The organism is Liquorilactobacillus satsumensis, assembly GCF_964065465.1.
GTDB classification, from domain to species: Bacteria; Bacillota; Bacilli; order Lactobacillales; family Lactobacillaceae; genus Liquorilactobacillus; species Liquorilactobacillus satsumensis.
Genome location: NZ_OZ061606.1, coordinates 754,561 through 774,258 on the forward strand (window position 1 = coordinate 754,561; position 19,698 = coordinate 774,258).

General features: G+C 40.7%; 18 protein-coding genes. 3 read left to right on the top strand and 15 right to left on the bottom strand.

Annotation, left to right across the window (positions count from 1 at the left end; translation table 11 throughout):
• Positions 1 to 52 precede the first annotated feature (52 nt).
• From alr to AB3Y88_RS03590, 8 genes are all read right to left on the bottom strand, one after another.
• Positions 53 to 1,177: an alanine racemase gene (alr, locus tag AB3Y88_RS03555; protein ID WP_228888860.1), complete on the bottom strand. Its 1,125-nt coding sequence runs from the start codon at positions 1,175 to 1,177 to the stop codon at positions 53 to 55.
• An 18-nt stretch (positions 1,178 to 1,195) separates the two neighbouring features.
• Complete coding sequence (gene acpS, locus AB3Y88_RS03560; RefSeq protein WP_056959758.1) at positions 1,196 to 1,561, bottom strand: holo-ACP synthase; 366 nt, start codon at positions 1,559 to 1,561, stop codon at positions 1,196 to 1,198.
• Between the two features lie 213 nt (positions 1,562 to 1,774).
• Complete coding sequence (locus tag AB3Y88_RS03565; RefSeq protein ID WP_056959761.1) at positions 1,775 to 3,271, bottom strand: DEAD/DEAH box helicase; 1,497 nt, start codon at positions 3,269 to 3,271, stop codon at positions 1,775 to 1,777.
• A 46-nt stretch (positions 3,272 to 3,317) separates the two neighbouring features.
• The gene (murF, locus tag AB3Y88_RS03570; RefSeq protein ID WP_056959763.1) at positions 3,318 to 4,685 is read right to left on the bottom strand and encodes a UDP-N-acetylmuramoyl-tripeptide--D-alanyl-D-alanine ligase; all 1,368 of its coding nucleotides are present in this window, start codon (positions 4,683 to 4,685) and stop codon (positions 3,318 to 3,320) included.
• Positions 4,686 to 4,956: 271 nt separating this feature from the next.
• A complete protein-coding gene (locus tag AB3Y88_RS03575; RefSeq protein WP_367293359.1) occupies positions 4,957 to 5,739 on the bottom strand; it encodes a hypothetical protein in 783 nt (260 codons plus the stop codon).
• A 33-nt stretch (positions 5,740 to 5,772) separates the two neighbouring features.
• Positions 5,773 to 6,660, bottom strand: coding sequence for a zinc metalloprotease HtpX (htpX, locus tag AB3Y88_RS03580; RefSeq protein ID WP_056959767.1), 888 nt, complete (start codon positions 6,658 to 6,660; stop codon positions 5,773 to 5,775).
• 24 nt (positions 6,661 to 6,684) lie between these two features.
• The gene (locus AB3Y88_RS03585) at positions 6,685 to 7,242 is read right to left on the bottom strand and encodes a LemA family protein (RefSeq protein ID WP_056959769.1); all 558 of its coding nucleotides are present in this window, start codon (positions 7,240 to 7,242) and stop codon (positions 6,685 to 6,687) included.
• A 580-nt stretch (positions 7,243 to 7,822) separates the two neighbouring features.
• The gene (locus AB3Y88_RS03590; protein ID WP_056959771.1) at positions 7,823 to 8,257 is read right to left on the bottom strand and encodes a GNAT family N-acetyltransferase; all 435 of its coding nucleotides are present in this window, start codon (positions 8,255 to 8,257) and stop codon (positions 7,823 to 7,825) included.
• 84 nt (positions 8,258 to 8,341) lie between these two features.
• On the opposite strand from AB3Y88_RS03590, the gene AB3Y88_RS03595 reads away from it, so the two are divergent.
• Both AB3Y88_RS03595 and AB3Y88_RS03600 read left to right on the top strand, forming a co-directional pair.
• Entirely contained in the window at positions 8,342 to 9,211 is an 870-nt protein-coding gene (locus AB3Y88_RS03595; protein ID WP_228888865.1) for an alpha/beta hydrolase, read from the top strand.
• Positions 9,212 to 9,304: 93 nt separating this feature from the next.
• Positions 9,305 to 9,442 (top strand): hypothetical protein, encoded by a 138-nt coding sequence (locus tag AB3Y88_RS03600; RefSeq protein ID WP_164478093.1) that lies wholly within the window; start codon positions 9,305 to 9,307, stop codon positions 9,440 to 9,442.
• Between the two features lie 537 nt (positions 9,443 to 9,979).
• On the opposite strand, the gene AB3Y88_RS03605 is transcribed toward AB3Y88_RS03600, so the two are convergent.
• Positions 9,980 to 10,810, bottom strand: a complete 831-nt coding sequence (locus AB3Y88_RS03605; RefSeq protein ID WP_056959776.1) for a TIGR02452 family protein — start codon at positions 10,808 to 10,810, stop codon at positions 9,980 to 9,982.
• Between the two features lie 499 nt (positions 10,811 to 11,309).
• Positions 11,310 to 12,617 carry an NCS2 family permease gene (locus AB3Y88_RS03610; RefSeq protein ID WP_228888868.1) on the bottom strand — a complete coding sequence of 436 codons (1,308 nt, stop codon included), beginning with the start codon at positions 12,615 to 12,617 and terminating at the stop codon, positions 11,310 to 11,312.
• A 232-nt stretch (positions 12,618 to 12,849) separates the two neighbouring features.
• Here AB3Y88_RS03610 and AB3Y88_RS03615 point away from each other — a divergent pair, with 232 nt between their 5' ends.
• The gene (locus AB3Y88_RS03615) at positions 12,850 to 14,070 is read left to right on the top strand and encodes a multidrug efflux MFS transporter (protein ID WP_228888870.1); all 1,221 of its coding nucleotides are present in this window, start codon (positions 12,850 to 12,852) and stop codon (positions 14,068 to 14,070) included.
• Between the two features lie 345 nt (positions 14,071 to 14,415).
• Here AB3Y88_RS03615 and AB3Y88_RS03620 read toward each other — a convergent pair whose 3' ends face one another.
• The 5 genes from AB3Y88_RS03620 to AB3Y88_RS03640 all read right to left on the bottom strand — a co-directional run bounded on the left by AB3Y88_RS03620 (position 14,416) and on the right by AB3Y88_RS03640 (position 19,673).
• On the bottom strand, positions 14,416 to 14,667 hold the full coding sequence (locus AB3Y88_RS03620) for a type B 50S ribosomal protein L31 (protein WP_056959784.1): 252 nt from the start codon (positions 14,665 to 14,667) through the stop codon (positions 14,416 to 14,418).
• Positions 14,668 to 14,780: 113 nt separating this feature from the next.
• On the bottom strand, positions 14,781 to 16,082 hold the full coding sequence (rho, locus tag AB3Y88_RS03625) for a transcription termination factor Rho (RefSeq protein WP_228888898.1): 1,302 nt from the start codon (positions 16,080 to 16,082) through the stop codon (positions 14,781 to 14,783).
• Positions 16,083 to 16,110: 28 nt separating this feature from the next.
• Positions 16,111 to 17,373, bottom strand: a complete 1,263-nt coding sequence (locus tag AB3Y88_RS03630) for a UDP-N-acetylglucosamine 1-carboxyvinyltransferase (RefSeq protein WP_056959788.1) — start codon at positions 17,371 to 17,373, stop codon at positions 16,111 to 16,113.
• A gap of 414 nt (positions 17,374 to 17,787) precedes the next feature.
• Positions 17,788 to 17,997, bottom strand: coding sequence for an LBP_cg2779 family protein (locus tag AB3Y88_RS03635; protein WP_054757766.1), 210 nt, complete (start codon positions 17,995 to 17,997; stop codon positions 17,788 to 17,790).
• An 80-nt stretch (positions 17,998 to 18,077) separates the two neighbouring features.
• Positions 18,078 to 19,673 (bottom strand): CTP synthase, encoded by a 1,596-nt coding sequence (locus AB3Y88_RS03640; RefSeq protein ID WP_056959791.1) that lies wholly within the window; start codon positions 19,671 to 19,673, stop codon positions 18,078 to 18,080.
• Between the last annotated feature and the right edge of the window lie 25 nt (positions 19,674 to 19,698).

Genomic DNA, 19,698 nt, shown 5'->3' on the forward strand with positions numbered 1-19,698 from the left:
AACATTATTTATTCATTAATAATACCACAAATCTTCACAAATGGTAGCTACTTTAATTATAATACCGTGGCACTCTTTCGGAAAGGGCACAAAGTACTTCATAATGAATTGTTTCAGAATAGGTTGCGACATCCTGTGCGGTTATGGTTTTCCCTTGATTTTCACCGATCAGTGTCACTCGTGTGCCGACTGCTATTTTTTGGGGTAATCTGATCATAATTTGATCCATGCAGACACGTCCGACTATTTCACAGCTCTTACCTGCCACCAACACGGCAAAACCTTGCATTCTTCTCAGCCAGCCGTCTGCATATCCAATGGGAACAGTCGCGATCCATTCATCATTTTTGGCAGTGTAAGTTTTACCATATCCTACCGATTCACCCGCTGCAAGGCGGCGTAACGAGATAATCTCACTAGATAAACTTAGTGCTGGTTTAAAAACTGTCGGTAACTCCAAATCTCCTCCCGACGGATTAAGTCCATACATTGCAACTCCAAAACGAACAGCATCTCCTTTGGCTTCGTGATGCCACAAAGAAGCCGCCGAATTAGCAACATGGACGTAACGCGGCTTTTCAGCAACCACCGCCATCAACTGCTGAAATTTCGTCAACTGCTGGCGATAATATGCTCGAGCATCTGCCTTAGAAGAATCAGCAGTCGCAAAATGCGTAAAAATCCCTTCGAACTTGAATTCAGTTTGATGGGCCTTCAAAAAAGTCACTGCTGCGGCTAAAGCTGCCGGAGTTCGGAAACCAATTCTACTCATACCAGTGTCTAACGCCAGGTGCACTGCCAACTGAAGCTTGTGTGCTCGTAAGAAAACTGCGGCATCTTCAAGAAATTCAAGGCTATCGACTGTTGCCGAAAGGTTATTTTGCGCCATTACAACCGCCTGAGCTGCAGGATTAACACCCAGGACTAGAATCATCTCGCTCAATCCAATACTTCTCAATTTAAGCCCTTCATCAATGATTGCAACACAAAAGCCATCGACTCCCGCAGCATGTGCAGCTTGTGAAACCTCCACTAATCCGTGACCATAGGCATTGGCTTTCACAACCGCAAATAACGATTGCTGTGTATCCATTAATTTCTTTTCAGCATTAATATTTTGTTTGATAACTTCAAGATCTACCTCAGCATAAGTATTACGATGTGTTCCTTCAACCATTCCCAGCATCTTCCTTGTCTATTGATTACTTTCTAAAATTACCTCTGTCATTACCAGTGTTGCAGTATGTGAAATTGAAATATGCGCTCGAAGTTCACTGCGCGGATGCCGCGTAATCTGCGGTTTGCCTGTCTTTCCATCTTCAATAATCTCAATATCCTGAAAATGCACTGTTTTGCCGATCCCAGTCCCCATTGCCTTACTGTAAGACTCTTTAGCAGAAAATCTACCTGCTAAAAATTCGTATCGGCGGCGCCCACCGTATTTTTCAAAATACTCCACTTCTGCAGGTGTCAGGACTCTTTGTACGAAGCCTGCGTGCCTTTGGGCGGCCTCTTTAATGCGCGCTATTTCGGTAATATCGATTCCCGTTCCTAAAATCACCTTATCGACTTCTCCTTTTAAAACAACCAGACCAAATCTTCAAAGTGCAGTTATTGCATATCTACTGGTTATCTTACCACATCTCTTAAATACAAAAAAGAAGAGGCTGAGACAAAAATCAAGTTTCGGCTACAGCACCTTCTTTTTAGATCTTATTTGTTTTAATGTGTTCCGCACTCTTCTTCAAGACAGCATTACACTCATCAAAGTAAATTAGTCTTTCTTAACTCTGATTGTGAATTTACGCTTTTTCTTATGGTCACGACTGTATTTTTCGCGATTCTGATCTTTTCTGGGTTTGTACCCCTTAGAATTCTTCCCATTATCACGATCATGCCATGACCGCCGCTTATTATTATGCCCATAGTGGCCAGATTTTTTACGTCGGTTCGGTAATGGTCTTTCAGGTGTAATCTTAACCGGGACTTCACTAGCATTGTCCTTGGCCATTTCATTGATCAAGGCCGCAATTAGGTCTGTTGCATCATACTTTTCAAGTAATTGGGTAACTTGTTTTTCAAATTTGGCTGTATTCGTCTTTTTGACTAAGTCATCAATGCCTTCAACTGCTGAAGAAATCTGACCAATAAAGGCTTCTTCTTCTGTCGGTGGCTTCAACGGTGTCATGCGCTTCTTTGTTAAGCGCTCAATCACGCGCAGATAATCCATTTCATTGGGAGTAACAAAGGTAACTGAAACACCATGATGTCCGGCACGCCCTGTTCTCCCAATCCGATGAACATAGCTTTCTGGATCTTGCGGAATGTCATAATTGTACACATGTGTGACTCCCGAAATATCTAAACCTCTAGCAGCCACATCTGTTGCCACCAAGATATCAAGCTTTCCTGCTTTAAATTGTTTTAAAATACTCATTCTGCGTTGCTGAGAAAGATCACCATGAATTCCCTTTGCATTATATCCGCGTGCTTCAAGGCCCTTTGAGAGTTCATCCACACGCCGCTTGGTTCTGCCGAAAAGAATTGTCAATTCCGGAGCCTGAACATCTAGAATCCGGGTCATCGTATCAAACTTCTCAAAATCACGGGCGCGGACATAAAATTGATCTACTAAATCAGTTGTTAACTCTTTTGCCTTAATTTTAACAATCTTAGGCTTCGTCATAAACTTTTCACCGATTTTCAAGATTGCTGCAGGCATCGTTGCTGAAAAGAGAAGCGTCTGTCTTTCAGTAGGGATCTTTGCAATAATACTTTCAATATCATCCACAAAACCCATATCAAGCATTTCATCAGCTTCATCTAAAACCAATGTCTTAACTTTACTTAAATCAACCGTTCTTCTTCTAATATGATCAAGCAGGCGTCCAGGAGTTCCCACAATAATCTGAGGAGCGCGCTTCAACATATTAATTTGGCGCCTGATATCTGCACCACCATAAACAGCTTGAACTTTAGCATGCTCGTCGCGTCCAAGTCTAAACAATTCTTCTTGCGTCTGAATTGCAAGTTCACGTGTTGGTGAAATTACAACTGCTTGAATCTCATTTTTCTTAACATCAATATGATTCAACAGTGGCAATCCAAAAGCTGCCGTTTTACCTGTCCCTGTTTGTGCCTGTCCGATAACATCGTCACCTTCCAGAACTAAAGGAATTGTTTCAGCCTGAATTGGCGTTGCCTCTTCAAATCCGCTGCGTTTAATTGCCTTTAATAAATTGTCTGAAAGTCCGAGTTCTGTAAATTTCAAAAAATATTTCCTCCTATATAGCTCTGTGTTTTCTATCCTATTGTACTTAAACTAAAGCTGCAAGCACTTTTTCCAAATGAATCCCATGACTACCTTTTAGCAGCACGAGATCTTCTGGTTCGATTTCAGCCTGCAACGCTGCCACCAACTGTTCCTTTTGATCTGCCCGATACCAATGCAACTGGGCGCTTGAGAACTTACTTGCCAGACTTGCCTTTAACTCTTCCATCTCATCGCCGCAAAGATAAAGGCTCGTAATCTTCTCTGGGTCAATCGCCTCTGCTAAACCGGCATGCATCTCTTTAGAGCGTGTCCCCAACTGCAACATATCTCCTAATACTACAATCCGCTTACCTGACGTTTCCGCCTGAGAAAAAGCCTTAAGGACCAGCTTGGCAGCAGTCGGATTCGAATTATAGACATCACTTAAAATACGTTCGTTTTGACTTCCCTTGACCCATTCAGTGCGATTTTTAGTCAAAGCAAAGGAAGACAATGCTTTGAGCATTACTTTAACCGAAATTCTGAAGTAATCACCGACACTCAACGCAGCCAGCGCGTTGTTGACATTATATGAACCAATCATCGGAATAACAAAATTTTCATCTGGCCACTTTGAAACTCGAAAACTCGTCTTATTCTCATTACCAACAATGTTAAGTCCTCGAAAATCATCTGAATCTTGATTCCCAAAAGTTATTGTTTCTTGAGAAAGCTCCTTGGCTCTTTGTGTTAGCAGTGGTTCATCACCATTATAAATAAACACACCGTCTTCTTTTAAGCCATGGGTAATCTCCATCTTTGCATCTGCAATCTTATCTCTTGTACCAAAGAATTCGATGTGTGCCTCCCCAATCATCGTAATCACTGCAATGTCAGGTTCAACCAAATGACTTAGTCCATCAAGTTCACCAAAGTGATCCATGCCCATTTCGACAACTAGCACTTCAGTGTTGGGCTCCATCGCCAAAACTGTAATTGGAACACCAATATAGTTGTTGAAGTTGTCATGTGTTTTTTTCACATTAAACTGCGTCCCTAAAATAGCAGCTATCATATCCTTGGTAGTTGTCTTCCCATTACTACCAGTGACCGCCACAACTTTTGGATTAATTTTATGCAAATAATACTTTGCAAGCTGCTGCAAGGCAGCCAAACTATCAGTAACTGTTATCTTAGGAAAATCAGTTGGCCCATTCTCATGACCTTCCTCCCAGAGCGTTGCAACAGCACCCCTTGAAATTGCATTTTGAATATAATCATGGCCGTCATGCTCCCCCTTTAACGGTACAAAAAGCGCCCCGGGTTTTAATGAACGGGTATCAAATGAAACGCTTGTAACAACGACATCCGCCCATTCTTCAGCTGACTCTACCTGTAGTGCTTTCGCAATTTCTGCTAATCGCATCTTCATGTGACTATCTTCCTTTCTCCTGGCACTGTTAACCAAACGCAGTGTCCCATAAGCATTCCGCTTGTTTCAAAAAGTGAATATCTACCTGCCGTTTCCTGAAGACAAAATTCACCCTTAGTTATTGTATCACATATTAAAAACCTGACTTACACTTACTCAAAAATAATTATTTACTACCACTCAAAAACAGCAGGTGTCGATTCTCTTGCGACTGCTTGGGCACAAGAAAACATCAAGAATCAACTCCTGCATTAAGCCAATACTCCTTAAATTATATGTTGAAACTATCTTCAAAGGCTGTCGGTGAAAGAATCTCCAATTCCCATTCTTCTGTATTTAGCTGATAATGCAATCTTCCCACCAAATTTGACTTTTCGATCAGCATCGTTGGCTCATGCCATTTAAGTTGATAGACACTTTCAGGTGCAGCAAGCATTGGAATCGAGGCTTCTTGTCCTTTTATTTTTAAACCGCCAAAATCAAAGACCGCTCCATTGACGAGTAACGCTGTCAACTTCTGCATAATTTCAGCTGGTAAATCACGAAAGCGTCTTCGTGCACGCAAAAAGGGACGTCTTTCCTTATAAGTCTCCCCAAGACGTGCAGCAAGACACTTTGAAAGTAATTGGTAAAAATGGGGCAAATAACGATAGTATACCTTTTTTGCACCATTTGGTAAAGTCAAAAAGACATAATTATTTTGCAATTTGTAATAAAAAGGCGCTTTAAGATGAGTGTACGCATGCCCTAAGTAAAGCAATTCTGCCACTTCCCGTGGTGAAAGCGACTCCAAATCATTCACATCGTCAAAATCAATCCACTCTAACGGACGAGCATGTTTTTGCATTAAATACTCCTTGACATTTTCCGTTCCTAAATACATATTGAACCCTGAATAAATATCAATTTCCTGTTGGGGATCGACAATCCCAAGTGAAAGAACGTTGTCAGGTGGCCGCGAAGACTTTGTGATAAAATCTGCTGTGGAAATGCCATAACTCAAGGTGAGATGGGATATTTTTTCAACATATACGTAAACAAGATTGCTACGCATCATTTTTCCTCTATTCTATTAAAAAATACATATCTACATCTTACGCAAACGTGCAATTCGATCTTCAATTGGTGGATGCGTGTCAAAAAGATGGGTCCAAGAACCCGATTTGAAAGGATTTGCAATATATAAAGATGAACTGCTCGGATCCGCGGCTTTCATCGGTTCACTCTGCGAAATCTTATCCAGTGCATTGATTAGTCCCTGCGGATTTCTAGTTAGCTCAACACCTGAAGCATCAGCCAAATACTCACGATTGCGTGACAGGGCAAGTTGAGCTAAGGTTGCCGCTACCGGAGCCAAAATAACCACCACAATTGATAAGACCATTAAAATTGCATTAGCTCCGCCACCTTCATTATCTCTTCTGCGACCACCGCCCCACCAAAATGAGTTGAAACCCAAATTAACAAGTGCTGAAATAACAGCACTTAAGGCGAGCGCAGTAGTTTGCAAGCGAATGTCGTAATTACGAATATGCGAGATTTCATGTGCAATCACACCTTCAAGTTCTTCACGGTTTAAGCGTTCAAGCAACCCTTGTGTGACAGCAACAGCCGAATGCTCAGGATTGTTTCCTGTCGCAAAAGCATTGGGACTTTCATCAGCAATGACAAAAACCCGTGGCATTGGAACACGTCCCACGAGAGCCATATCCTCAACAACATGCCACAGCTCTGGAAAATCACTTTCCTGCTGAATTTCTTCTGCGTGATTCATCCCCATCACAATTTCAGTCGAACGTGAAAGCATGGCAAGCATGTAAAAGACACCTAAAACCGCAGCCATCACAATTCCCAAGGCAGAATTATTAAAAAAAACGTAACCTACAGCAGCGCCAATTACCAAAACTAATAAGAAAAAGGCGATCATCACATAAACAGTCCGCCTTTTATTACGTGCTATTTGCTGAAATAACATTCACTATACTCCTTTGAATCAGGTTTACTCAAAAGAAACCTTGGGTGCTACTTTTTCTTCTGCAGGAACTTCTAAGTAACCAACTTTAGTCATGCCATGAATTTTTGCAATAAAATTAGAAGGGAACGTCATCAATTTCTGATTGAAAGATGCTGCACTAGAATTAAAAAGCTGACGTGAGTATGCAATTTTATTTTCAGTGTTGGTCAGTTCTTCCATTAACTTGGTAAATTCCTGATTTGCTTTCAAATCTGGATAATTTTCAGCTAAGGCAAAGATTGACTTCAGTGTGTCGGTCAGCTGATTAGAAACTTCCATCTTCTGTTGATGCGCATCACTTGGCAAGCTAACCAATTGATTTCTTAATTGCACTACTTGTGCAAAAGTTTCACGTTCATGCTTAGCATACCCCTTAGTGGTCTCAACCAGGTTCGGAATCAGGTCATTTCTACGTTTCAATTGGACATCAATTTGACTCCATGACTCTTCTGTATAAACCTTAGCAGTTTGCAAACCATTATAAAGTCCAATATATCCAAATACAACTAATGCGATGATTATTATCAGTATAATCCAAAACATCTTTTTCTCCTCCAATATCTTGTGCGTAAGTAAAATCACAACTTCAGTTATTACACATTGCGCACATGCATACCCCGCTGAACACGTTGTAACACTGACTACTACCCATAATTATCATAGCAAATTACTGTTCTTTAATAAAGCTGATTATCTTGTATTTTAAAAATAATTAAACTCATTTTCTCTAACAAGTTAGCCACCGACACAATTAAAAAAGAGAGTGTGACATAAGTCGGAAAAATTTGAGTGCTAACTCGAAATTACGAACATAGCGAGTACTTTGCTATGAGTAATTCGAAGTTAGACGGAGAATTTTGACTTATGGAACACGTTTATCCGAATAAAGAGGGGCTGTGACAAAATTTAACTTTTGTCACAGCCCCTATGCGGTATCATTACTGATAAATAGGTACTACTCCACAATAGTTTCCTATAAGTACGCTAGAAATCCGCTAGCATTTGTACTCCGCTTCGAAAAGTCACTAGCCGCCGCAGCGGAACGATCTACTGATCGCCTGACTGTCTCGACTCATCGCATAGTTTCATTCTACTACATCAACCTTCAAAAGACAAGCTCAGCTTAGTGTAACTTTTTTTCCATCTGATGATGTGCAATCCCGGCATCCAAAAAACCTGGACCTGTCACTTGATACCCCAGCTTGCTGTAAAAACCTTGTGCCTGGTCCTGAGCTCCCAGCTTTAGAAAATAAATCTTGCGTTTTAAAGCTGCTTGCTCAATTACCTGCATCAAAGCCCTTGAAATTCCCTTACCCCTGAATTCAGGTAAGGCAGCTACTCTTTGGACGTGCCAGCTTGGACCCTCTTCGCGTAAAACACGTGCAGTCGCAGCGGGTTGTCCATCATAGTAGGCCACAAAATATTCGGCTGCCGCCTCATTTTCTACCTCCAATTCAGGAGCAACTCCTTGTTCCTTGATAAAGACCTGTTTACGGATGGCAAGTGCATCCTGATAGCACTTGGAATCCAAATTGTCTGTCTGTTCAAACTTTAACATCGCACTCAGTCCTTTCAAAAAAAGATTATAATTGTATACTAGATTGAGAGTACATTATTCTAACATAATAATCAGGTGAATATCTTGGCGAAACACATTAAAAGAAAAAAAGGCTTTTTTTCGACCTTCCTTATCCGTATCCTACTGATGCTTTTAGCTTGTACTTTAGTATTACTAGGTGCAACCGAAAACACTCACGACAGAAAACTTCACTTCACGGCGATTATTCCCACTATTTATTTGCATGGTTACGGCGGTGGTGCAGCTTCCACCAATAAAATGATTGCCGCTGCTGAAAAAAGTGGACGCGCACAAAAAACTCTAACTATAAATGTTTCTCAAGATGGACAATTACATCTTCAGGGAACATGGTCTTGGTCAGAAAAAAATCCGATTGTCCAAGTTATCTTTGATGATAATACAGCTGAGATTCCGACTGAAGCAGCTTGGCTCAAGCAGGTGGTTAACTATCTGCACCAGCATTATAATATGCAAAAATTCAATGTGGTGACTCATTCAATGAGCGGACCCGTCACATATTACTGGGCAGTCCATCTCCGGCAAAAAAACGGACCTGTTCTAAATAAATTCGTTCCAATTGCTGGTCCTTTTAATGGCGTCATTTATATTGATGATACTCCCAACCAAAATTCATTGGAAGCTTCTGGCAAACCGACTTCTCAAAATACTGCTTACCGTGACTACTTCAAGTTTAGAAGTCGCTTTCCACGACAAACTAAAGTTTTAAACATCTTCGGCAATCTAGAAGACGGCACAAATTCTGACGGTTTAGTGACCAATGTTTCTGCACGTTCTTTAGCTTACTTAATTCGGGGTCACGTAGCATCATATCAAGAATTAATGGTCAAGGGGGCCAATGCTCAACATTCCTTGCTCCACAATCATAATACAACCGTAGACCAAGCTGTAATTAACTTTCTTTGGCCAAAGTAGCTTATTTTCATTTGCTATATTTCAATTTAGGACTAAAATAAAGGTGTGGAAATTGTTTCACAGTGTGGACTTCAATATAAAGAGGCGATATCAATGTCACAGAAATTAAGCAAAGAAGAAAAAAAAGCATTGGCTCGCAAGGCTTTAGATGACCGCGCAAAACACCCAACCAAAAAAGATGGCTCAGGCTTTGCCCGTCTGGATGCTGACGCAAAGAAACTTCAGCGTTAAAGAATTTGCCTTTGGGCATAAGCATTTAACACAATTAAATTAAAGAGGGCTGTGACAAAAGTTAAATTTTGTCACAGTCCCTTTTTTATTCTGGATAAACGTGTTCCATAAGTCAAAATTCTCCGTCTAACTTCGAATTACTCATAGCAAAGTACTCGCTATGTTCGCAATTTCGAGTTAGTACTCAAATTCTCCCGACTTATGTCACACTCTCGCTTTTATTCCGGATAAACGTGTTCCATAAGTCAAAATTCTCCGTCTAACTTCGAATTACTCATAGCAAAGTACTCGCTATGTTCGCAATTTCGAGTTAGTACTCAAATTCTCCCGACTTATGTCACACTCTCGCTTTTATTCCGGATAAACGTGTTCCATAAGTCAAAATTCTCCGTCTAACTTCGAATTACTCATAGCAAAGTACTCGCTATGTTCGCAATTTCGAGTTAGTACTCAAATTTTCCCGACTTATGTCACACTCTCCTTTAATTTTGCTTAACTGCAACTGCATCCTAAGACTATAAATCAGCTAAGTATGCACTACTCACTATCAGGCTGCCCCTTTGCAGCCGCTGTTTTAATCCGTTTCGGTGCAAAAACTGCCGAAAAAGCTGCCAATGCTTTAGAATCTTGGTAAATGGAAAAGTAGATATGTTCGAAACAACCTACAAATTCAGGCGCGTTAAGCTGTGTTTTAAAAGTCTGAGCAACTAATCGCGGATCATTTCCGAAGCTGCCGCATCCAAAAGCCCCTAATAGCAAAATGCGCTCGTGCGCGCGTTTGAACTGCCGCAACAACTGCTGCACTTTGCAGTTAAAATCTGCTTGAAGTGCGGCGCTGTTCACTTGCAGACCGTGCCGTTTCATTTCTGTCACATTGGGTGCCGCAATACTAACAACATCTACTAAACAATTACCAGGCAAATATTTCTGTTCTGTTTCGTCACGCAAAATTCTAATATTTTGTGCAAAGATAAAAGCTGAACTATAGAAATAATGTTGTGGATTTTGTTGATTTTTCAAATAGTAATTCTTTTTATACTTTAAAAGTTCAGGATAAAGAAAACTGTTACGGCACAGTGCCTGTTCTTGCGCATCAATTCCCTCTAAAAAAGCCCCTCCCGGTATAATTGGGCTAGCAAAATTCAAAACTCCCAGCTTTTTTACGCCAGCTTCATTTTCCAAACGAATCCGTGTAAGCACATTTTCTGCAAGTACACTGATTTTGCTGGGAAAAGTTCCCTGCGTTTTTGTCGCAGGAAGAAGCTGCGTAACTAAAATAGAACTTTGCTCCAGTTTATTCATCTCGATCTGATACAAATTCATGGTCCGGTGACCAATTTCTTGCAAAACTTCTTTTTTAGTTTTCATGCCACTACTTCCTTCTTTTAAAACCGGAACTGGTTTAAAAAATATCTTTGACTTCAATCCCTTAATTTTATCAGCTGACAATTAACGTATTCCCCGAGGGTTGCGCGATATTTCTTTAACATGCTCCATCCAGCAGCTCCTATCGCCTAGGACTGACTTACTCGTAACCAAAACCTAGGTACTTTGTAAGCCAGCACCTAGTCTTAAGGACCTAAACGCTGTTTGTCGACATTTCTTTAACATGCTCCACTGTCAGCCCCCTTGCCTTACTTACGTCAAGGCGAGGCGCTTTTGTAAGGCACTTCACAAGTGTCACGCTTTTCTTTAATAATATCACATTCTGTATTTAATCAGCTAATCATCCTTGCTTTTATCTGTCGTTTTAGCAGCTTAAAATCAAAAAAGTTTTTCCTCACTATTTTTGCGCTGATTCGATACAAAAAGCGACCCTTCCAACATGGAATCAGGCCGCTTAGATATCAAAACTATCAGCTAATTTTTACTTATTAAGAATCCAGAAAAATCCAATGAAAACGAAGAAAAGAACATACATAATTGGATGAACTTCCTTGCCTCTTTTAGCAGCAATCATCGTGATTGGATAAGCAATTACACCTAAAGCTAAACCGTCTGAGATACTATAGGTTAATGGCATTCCTAGTAAAATCAAAAATGAAGGAATTGCGATTTCCATCTTATCCCATTCAATTTTCCGCATACTTTGTGCCATCAAAACACCCACAATAATCAAGGCTGGAGCTGTAACTTGACTAGTGACAACTGCCAGCAGGGGTGAGAAAAACATGCCGCCGATAAAGAGCAGACCTGTCACAACTGCCGTTAAACCGGAACGACCTCCGACAGCAATTCCTGCAGAAGATTCAACATAGGCCCCTACTGGTGAAGTTCCCAGAAGCGAACCTGCTGTCATCGCAACAGAATCTGATAAAAGTGCCTTTCCCACCCGGGGCATCTTATTATCACGAATAAACCCAGCTTGCTGAGCAAGTCCGACTAAGGTTCCAGCAGTATCAAAAAAAGTTACTAATAAAAATGTCAACACGACTACTGCAAGTTGAATAGTGTTAATATCACTAACATGTTTAAGTGCGACCATAAAAGTGGGTGAAAGGCTAGGCGCTGAAGACACCAAGGCCGTTGGTAATTTGATCATTCCTGTAATAATTCCAAGTAATGAAGTCGCAATCATTCCGATGAAAATTCCGCCTGGCACTCGCCGCACCAGTAAAATTGCAGTCACAATCAACCCAAAAATAGTTAACCACGTAGTTCCTGCAAAGCTTCCAAGCTTAACCAGCGTAGATTTATCAGCAACAATTAAACCACCATCGGCTAAACCAATAAAAGCAATAAATAAACCAATCCCAGCGGAAATCGCATATTTCAAATTGGCAGGAATTGCATCGATGATTAATTCCCGTAATTTAAAAACAGTAATCAACAAAAATATCAAAGACGCTACAAACACACCTGCTAGTGCAGTCTGCCAAGGAACTTTCATGCCGATGCAGACTGAATATGTGAAAAAAGCATTGATTCCAAGTGCTGGTGCCGTTGCAATCGGGTATTTTGCTAATAACCCCATCAATAAACAGCCTAAAGCACTTGCAAGTGCTGTTGCAGTAAAAACAGCACCTTTATCCATTCCAGCTGCTCCGAGAACACTGGGATTAACAAATAAAATATATGCCATTGAAATAAAAGTTGTGAATCCCGCTAATACCTCACGTCCGACATTTGATCCAAGCTTGTCGATTTGAAAATACGCCTCTAACTTTTCTTTCAAAACTCTTACCCCTTTTTTTACGAACATTATTATTTTTCTTTGGTGATTGAACCCGATAAATACTATACTATAGAGATTAAAAAATGTAAATACACTTAATATTTCAATTTAATGTTCGCCTTTAATCACTTTTAATTTTCACTAAATGTTGTTTATCATTTGCTATTAACGTTGATTTTAGCGACAATTAAGATACTAAGCTCAATTTAGACTATAGAAAGGGAACAGTCCGATGTTTGAAAAAATCAAAAACTTTTTTTTGCGTCCACGCCAGCTTTGGGAAAAAAATCTGATCGTCCTTTGGATCGGAACCTTCATGGCCGGCATTGCTTTTAGTTTAGTAATGCCGTTTTTGTCTTTGTATATTGATACTCTCGGCAAATTTTCCAGTGCACAGCTTAATTTATATAGTGGATTGACATACTCAGCCACTTTCTTAGTTATGGCAATCGTCTCACCTATTTGGGGCAGATTAGCCGACCGCAGGGGCCGAAAATTAATGATTTTACGTGCTTCATTTGGAATGGCCATTGTGATTGCCGCAATGGGACTTGTCACTAATGTAACTCAATTAATTTTATTGCGCCTTTTACAAGGAGTTTTTTCAGGGTACGTTAGCAATTCAAATGCATTGATCGCTACAGAAACACCCAAACAAAGTAGTGGTAAAGCTCTTGGAATTTTAATTACAGGAAACGTCACTGGAACACTTTTTGGTCCGTTAGTTGGCGGAGTTGTGGCCGCAATCTTTGGCTATCGGTTGACTTTCTTTCTAACCGGCTTAATCTTATTCCTGGTTTTCTTACTCAGTGCCGTTTTTGTCAAAGAAAACTTTCAACCAGTTCCCAAGAATAAAATGCAAACCGGTGCAACCATTTTTCGCAACCTTAAAAATCGAAAAATTGTTTTTGGAATGCTGGTGACCACATTGCTTATTCAACTAGGTAATTTTTCAATCAGTCCAATTATCAGTCTTTACATCCGTGACCTGATGCATCATGCCGGTCCGATTACCATTGCCAGTGGAATTATTGCTTCGCTTCCTGGAATCGCAACTCTGCTTGCTGCTCCGCGCCTAGGGGCTTTAGGCGATAAAATTGGAACGGCTCGGATTCTTAAAATCGGAATGCTTTTTGCCGTGGCAATCTTTTTACCAATGGCATTAGTAACCAACATTTGGCAATTCGGTTCGCTTCGCTTTTTAGTTGGAATTTCCGACGGTGCTTTGCTGCCAGCAGTCCAAACATTGCTTGCAAAAAACACTCCGGCCGCAGCCACTGGTAGAATTTTCAGTTATAATCAATCATTTCAGGCGATGGGCAATGTCCTTGGCCCGCTACTGGGTTCGACTGTCTCTGGTATCTGGAACTATAATGGTGTTTTTATTTCCACCGCTGTCGTCCTTTTCATGGGCTTTTTGTGGGTTACTTTTGCCACTAAAGAACCTGATTAAGTGGCAGCTTGAGGTGCAATCTAAGACAATTTATGCTAAGTTTCAATTAGGTGTATCCCCCAGTGATAGATAATCTATGACTTAAGTTAACTGCTACTTTTTGCTTATTTTACCTTAATAAAGGGGCTGTGATAAAATTTAATTTTTGTCACAGCCCCTCTTTTATTCCGGATAAACGTGTTCCATAAGTCAAAATTTTCCGTCTAACTTCGAATTACTCATAGCAAAGTACTCGCGATGTTCGTAATTTCGAGTTAGCACTCAAATTTTCCCGACTTATGTCACACTCTCTTATTTTACCTTAATAAAAAAAGCATCCCTTGCTGGGATGCTTTTTTGCAATACCTATTTGTTGGCAAAACCATATTTTTTGTTGAAACGATCCACACGGCCATCTGCTTGGGTGAATTTTTGACGCCCAGTATAAAATGGATGAGAATCACAGGAAATTTCAACACGGATCAAAGGATACGAGTTGCCATCTTCCCAGTCAATCGTCTCAGCTGAAGTCTTCGTTGATCCTGAAAGGAACTTGTAGCCCGTAACAGAATCTTGGAAAACAACTTTATGATAATCTGGATGAATTCCTTTTTTCATTAATATACTCTCCTTTGCCCTGGTCCATTTGCTGTACCAGAGTTAATCTTCAATGCTACAACAATAAACATTCTACCATGAAAAAAAACGAGTTGCAATCAATCTTTTATAGTTCATTTCTTTTTCGCATATTGTTGTCGTTTTTTTTGCATCGCATAAGCAAGTAAGTCTTCGTTACTTTTAGTTTGCCGCATCATTGCAAATAATTGTTCAGCCTGTCTAACTGGATCATTGCTCAATTCTTTACGTAGTTCCCACAGTTGCTCACGTTTTTTCTTGTCTAATAACAATTCCTCTTTGCGGGTTCCAGACTTGCGTAAATCTACCGCCGGAAAAATTCTGCGTTCTGCTAATTCACGGGCTAACTGGAGCTCCTGATTTCCAGTTCCTTTAAATTCTTCGTAAATCACGTCATCCATCCGGCTCCCAGTATCAACCAGTGCAGTCGCCAAAATCGTCAGACTGCCGCCTTCTTCAATATTGCGGGCCGCTCCAAAAAATTTCTTAGGTTTGAATAAAGCCTGGGGGTCGATCCCTCCAGAAAGCGTCCGTCCGCTCGGCGGTACAAACAAATTGTATGCACGCGCAAGACGCGTCAAAGAATCCAGCAAAATAACTACATCTTGTTTATCTTCAACCAGCCGCATTGCACGTTCAAGCACTAGTTCAGAAACCCTGACATGATTTTCAGGCTTCTGATCGAAAGTTGAATAGACTACCTCCCCGTGCACCGTCCGTTCAAGATCGGTAACTTCTTCGGGCCGCTCGTCTATTAAAAGTACAATCAACTTGGCTGTCGGACAATTGTGAGTAATCCCGTTGGCAATTCTTTTAAGTAATGTCGTCTTTCCAGCTTTCGGGGGTGCTACTATCAAGCCTCTTTGTCCAAAACCAATCGGGGCAAACAAATCAAGGACCCGCGTTGCAATTTCATGCTCATTAGTCTCAAGCACCATTTGTTGTTCAGGATAAAGGGCCGTTAATGCCGGAAAATGAGGCCGTTGTTTAGCTTCTTCAGGATGTTTTCCATTAACACTATCCACATGCATCAAACCATAATAACGTTCATTCGGTTTAGGCGTTCTCGCCTTGCCCGCCACCAAATCTCCATTTCTCAACCCGAAACGCTTAATCTGGGAAGCCGAAATATAAATATCTTCTTGAGAAGGTCCATAGTTAATTGGCCGCAAAAATCCAAAACCTTCCTGCTGTGCAGAGATATCAAGCACGCCTGCCATATAGTAATATCCTTGGGAAGCAGCTTGTGCTCGAATAACAGCCAATGAAAGCTCTTTTTTGTTCATCTGACTATAATATGGTATTTTAAACTCTCGTGCATAACTATAAATTTCCTTGAGGGTTTTGTCCTTTAAGTCTATTAAAGTTAAATTTTTCGTATTACTCTCTCCTCGAATCTGATTCCCGGATCATTACCACACCAGACTAATCCTCTGCAATCTCAATGTTCACCGAAAGTCCTCTCAGTTTTTCCACAATTCTCTCATAGCCACGTAAAATATTTTCCGCATTGATAATTGTTGTCGTTCCTTCAGACATCAAAGCTAATCCCAAAAGGGCAACCCCTGCTCGAATCTCACTTGCTTTGACCGTGGTCCCTTTAAGTTGTGTTGAATGCTGCACGGTAATCACACCGTCTTTGCTAGAAATCAAGCCACCCATCCGTTTCATTTCAGAGATATGCTTAATTCTCTCAGGATAAAGTGTATCAATAATCGTACTGTCTCCCTTGGCTTTCATCAACAAGGGCGTAATCGGTTGCTGCAGGTCCGTTGCAAATCCAGGAAAAGGAGCCGTCTTGACTGTAACCGGCGTAAGCTCGTGACCACCAGCAACATACACACTATCTTCGTTGACCTCAAGATAAACGCCCATCTCGACTAACTTTGCAATGAACGGTTCCAAATGCTCTGTAATTACATTTTTAACCAAGACTCCCTCACCATTTGCTGCAGCAAATGCGAGGTATGTTCCTGCTTCAATTCGATCAGGAATAATAGTATGTGTATTGGTTGCTTTAAGCGTTGGGACGCCCTTGATTCGAATCACATCCGTACCTGCGCCTCTAATCTGTGCTCCCATATTATTTAGAAAAGTCGCCAAGTCGACAATCTCTGGTTCTTTAGCAGCGTTTTCAATTACCGTCGTCCCTTGTGCTTTGACGGCAGCTAAAAGAACATTAATCGTCGCACCCACTGAGACAATATCAAAAAAGATCCGTGCTCCATGAAGCCCACCGGCGCCTGTTGTAATATGCACAGCGTCATTTTTTTCTACCACTTTAGCGCCCAATGCACGAAAACCCTTTATGTGCTGGTCGATCGGCCGCGGTCCAATATTATCGCCACCAGGGAAGCCAACCACCGCTTCCCCAAATTTGCCCAAAAGCGCCCCCATAAAATAATAGGAAGCCCGCAGACTTTTAATTGCTCCCCCTGGAAGCGGAACATTTTTAATATGTGTCGGATCAAGCTGGAGTTCCCCGTGGTTAAAGGTAGAAGGAACATTCATTGAATTTAAAATCAACATTAAATTACGTACGTCTAAAATAGCTGGAACAGAATCAAATTTTACGGGCGTATCTGCTAAGATCGCCGCTGGTATTAGGGCAACTGTACTATTTTTAGCTCCGCCAATTGTGACTTCGCCAGACAGTTTCTGCCCGCCTCTAACAATCATTTTTTTCATCGTCTATAAATCTCCACTCAAGTATCAAACAAAAGGACTTATTCATTTATTAAGTCATTCGCTACAAACTGGTGACACCAAAAGTGCCTCTTCTAATACTACAAGATCGCCGCAATCGTTTCAATCAAAAAAATTAAAATTAAGGAAAATATTCCCAAATATTCACCAAAAAAAGCAGCTTTATTACAACGCCAATTTGAATCTTGTTGTTTTTTTACAACTATACAACGGTGGTCGTTTTAAAGATCACCTCCCGGTAATCCCTAGCGCTTAACACTTTTAAAGCGCACTCCTAAAATTATTCTACCTCAAGTAAAACTGGCAGTTAAATAAAAAGACAAGAGATTGTAACAAAACCTGAGTTTTGTTACAATCTCTTGTCTTTATAAATTCAGTACCTGTGCCACGTGTTTTTCATTGTTCCTTGTTACGATAATTTTGGATAAACTCAAGAAGCAATTCGCTTTCTTCGTGACTAGGAGCATATTTCCCAACTTTAATTCCATGCACTTTTTCAACGGATAGATGACTAACCAATGAAAGTGTCGCGTCGTTTAAATGAAAATTCTCCTGGAAAGTTAAAATCTTTTCAGCTAATTCCTGAGACTGCTGTATTTGACTCACTTAAATCACTCCTATGCAAGTTACATAACCTACTTCTTAAGAATAACACAACTCCTTGCAGTAAGTGTGTTCTTTTTAAATTACTTGGAACTTGCAGCAATAAATGCACTGAATAACCCTTCTGGTCTTTGCGGACGTGAGAGAAATTCTGGATGATACTGGGCGGCCACAAAGAACTTATGCTCAGAAAGCTCTACCACTTCAACCAAATGATTGTCAGGCGATGTTCCTGAGAAAGTCAATCCATTCGCAGAGAATGTTTCGCGGTACTTGTTATTAAATTCATAGCGGTGACGATGTCTTTCTTGAATGACATCTTGATCGCCATAAGCTTGTGCAGCAACTGTCCCTTTTTTCAATTTGCATGGATATAAGCCTAATCTTTGAGTTCCACCCATATCTTCAACATCTTCTTGATCAGCCATCAAATCAATGATCTTATTTTCACAGTTCGGATTTACCTCTGTCGTATTGGCATCTTTTAAACCAACAACGTTGCGGGCAAACTCAATGCAGGCCATCTGCATTCCTAGACAGATCCCAAGATAAGGTACATTTTGCTCACGTGCATAACGAATTGCAGCAATCATCCCTTCCAATCCGCGATCTCCAAAACCACCTGGTACAATGATGCCATCATAGGCTCCTAATTTTTCTGAAACATTTTCTGTGGTTAACTTTTCAGAATCAAACAGCGCAATTTCAACATCTGCATTAATCTTAAACCCGGCATGTTTTAGTGCTTCGACAACAGAAATATACGCATCTGGAAGTTTGACGTACTTACCAACAAGTGCTATCTTAACTTTTTTATCCAAATGCTTGACCTTTTTTGTCAATGCTTCCCATGCACTCATGTCAGATTCAGGTGTCTGCAAGTGAAGAAGTTTGCAGACAATATCATCCATATGCTGGGCCTTCAAATTAAGTGGAATTTCATAAAGCGTATCGACATTCATCGACTCGATCACTGCTTCGGGCTCAACATCACAAAAACTTGCAATTTTATCACGCATTGCTTGAGAAATATGGCGCTCAGTTCTGACCACTAAAACGTTCGGCTGAATTCCTAAACCGCGCAGTTCCTTTACACTATGCTGTGTTGGCTTTGTTTTCATTTCTCCGGCAGCATGAAGATATGGAACTAGAGTTGTATGGATATAAACGACATTCTCACTCCCAACATCAGCCTTCATCTGTCGTAAAGCTTCCAGAAAAGGCAGCGATTCAATGTCGCCAACCGTTCCACCGACTTCGGTAATGACAACATCCGCATTGGTAGTTGTGCCCGCACGCATGACCTTTTCTTTGATCATATTGGTAATATGTGGAATCACTTGGACCGTTGCCCCAAGATAATCTCCACGCCGTTCTTTTTTAATAACTTCTGAATAGATTTTTCCCGTGGTGACATTCGAATACTTATTCAAATTAATGTCAATAAAACGTTCGTAATGCCCCAAATCTAAATCAGTTTCAGTGCCATCATCTGTCACAAAAACCTCACCATGTTGATACGGGCTCATTGTTCCAGGGTCAACATTAATATAAGGATCAAATTTCTGAATCATAACTTTCAAGCCTTTATTTTTCAGTAATCGTCCCAGAGAAGCAGCTACAATTCCTTTCCCTAACGATGAAACAACGCCACCAGTCACAAAAATATACTTGGTCATTACAAAACTCCTTTAGTTATTTTTT

What these genes read in the sequence shown, in the direction of transcription:
- AB3Y88_RS03590 (WP_056959771.1), bottom strand. Translation starts at nt 8,257, where the DNA reads ATGTTAAAGTTTGAACAGACAGACAATTTGGATTCCAAGTGCTATCAG.
- AB3Y88_RS03585 (WP_056959769.1), bottom strand. Translation starts at nt 7,242, where the DNA reads ATGTTTTGGATTATACTGATAATAATCATCGCATTAGTTGTATTTGGA.
- AB3Y88_RS03615 (WP_228888870.1), top strand. Translation starts at nt 12,850, where the DNA reads ATGTTTGAAAAAATCAAAAACTTTTTTTTGCGTCCACGCCAGCTTTGG.
- AB3Y88_RS03630 (WP_056959788.1), bottom strand. Translation starts at nt 17,373, where the DNA reads ATGAAAAAAATGATTGTTAGAGGCGGGCAGAAACTGTCTGGCGAAGTC.
- AB3Y88_RS03600 (WP_164478093.1), top strand. Translation starts at nt 9,305, where the DNA reads ATGTCACAGAAATTAAGCAAAGAAGAAAAAAAAGCATTGGCTCGCAAG.
- alr (WP_228888860.1), bottom strand. Translation starts at nt 1,177, where the DNA reads ATGGTTGAAGGAACACATCGTAATACTTATGCTGAGGTAGATCTTGAA.
- murF (WP_056959763.1), bottom strand. Translation starts at nt 4,685, where the DNA reads ATGAAGATGCGATTAGCAGAAATTGCGAAAGCACTACAGGTAGAGTCA.
- AB3Y88_RS03605 (WP_056959776.1), bottom strand. Translation starts at nt 10,810, where the DNA reads ATGAAAACTAAAAAAGAAGTTTTGCAAGAAATTGGTCACCGGACCATG.
- AB3Y88_RS03620 (WP_056959784.1), bottom strand. Translation starts at nt 14,667, where the DNA reads ATGAAAAAAGGAATTCATCCAGATTATCATAAAGTTGTTTTCCAAGAT.
- htpX (WP_056959767.1), bottom strand. Translation starts at nt 6,660, where the DNA reads ATGTTATTTCAGCAAATAGCACGTAATAAAAGGCGGACTGTTTATGTG.
- AB3Y88_RS03575 (WP_367293359.1), bottom strand. Translation starts at nt 5,739, where the DNA reads ATGCGTAGCAATCTTGTTTACGTATATGTTGAAAAAATATCCCATCTC.
- AB3Y88_RS03640 (WP_056959791.1), bottom strand. Translation starts at nt 19,673, where the DNA reads ATGACCAAGTATATTTTTGTGACTGGTGGCGTTGTTTCATCGTTAGGG.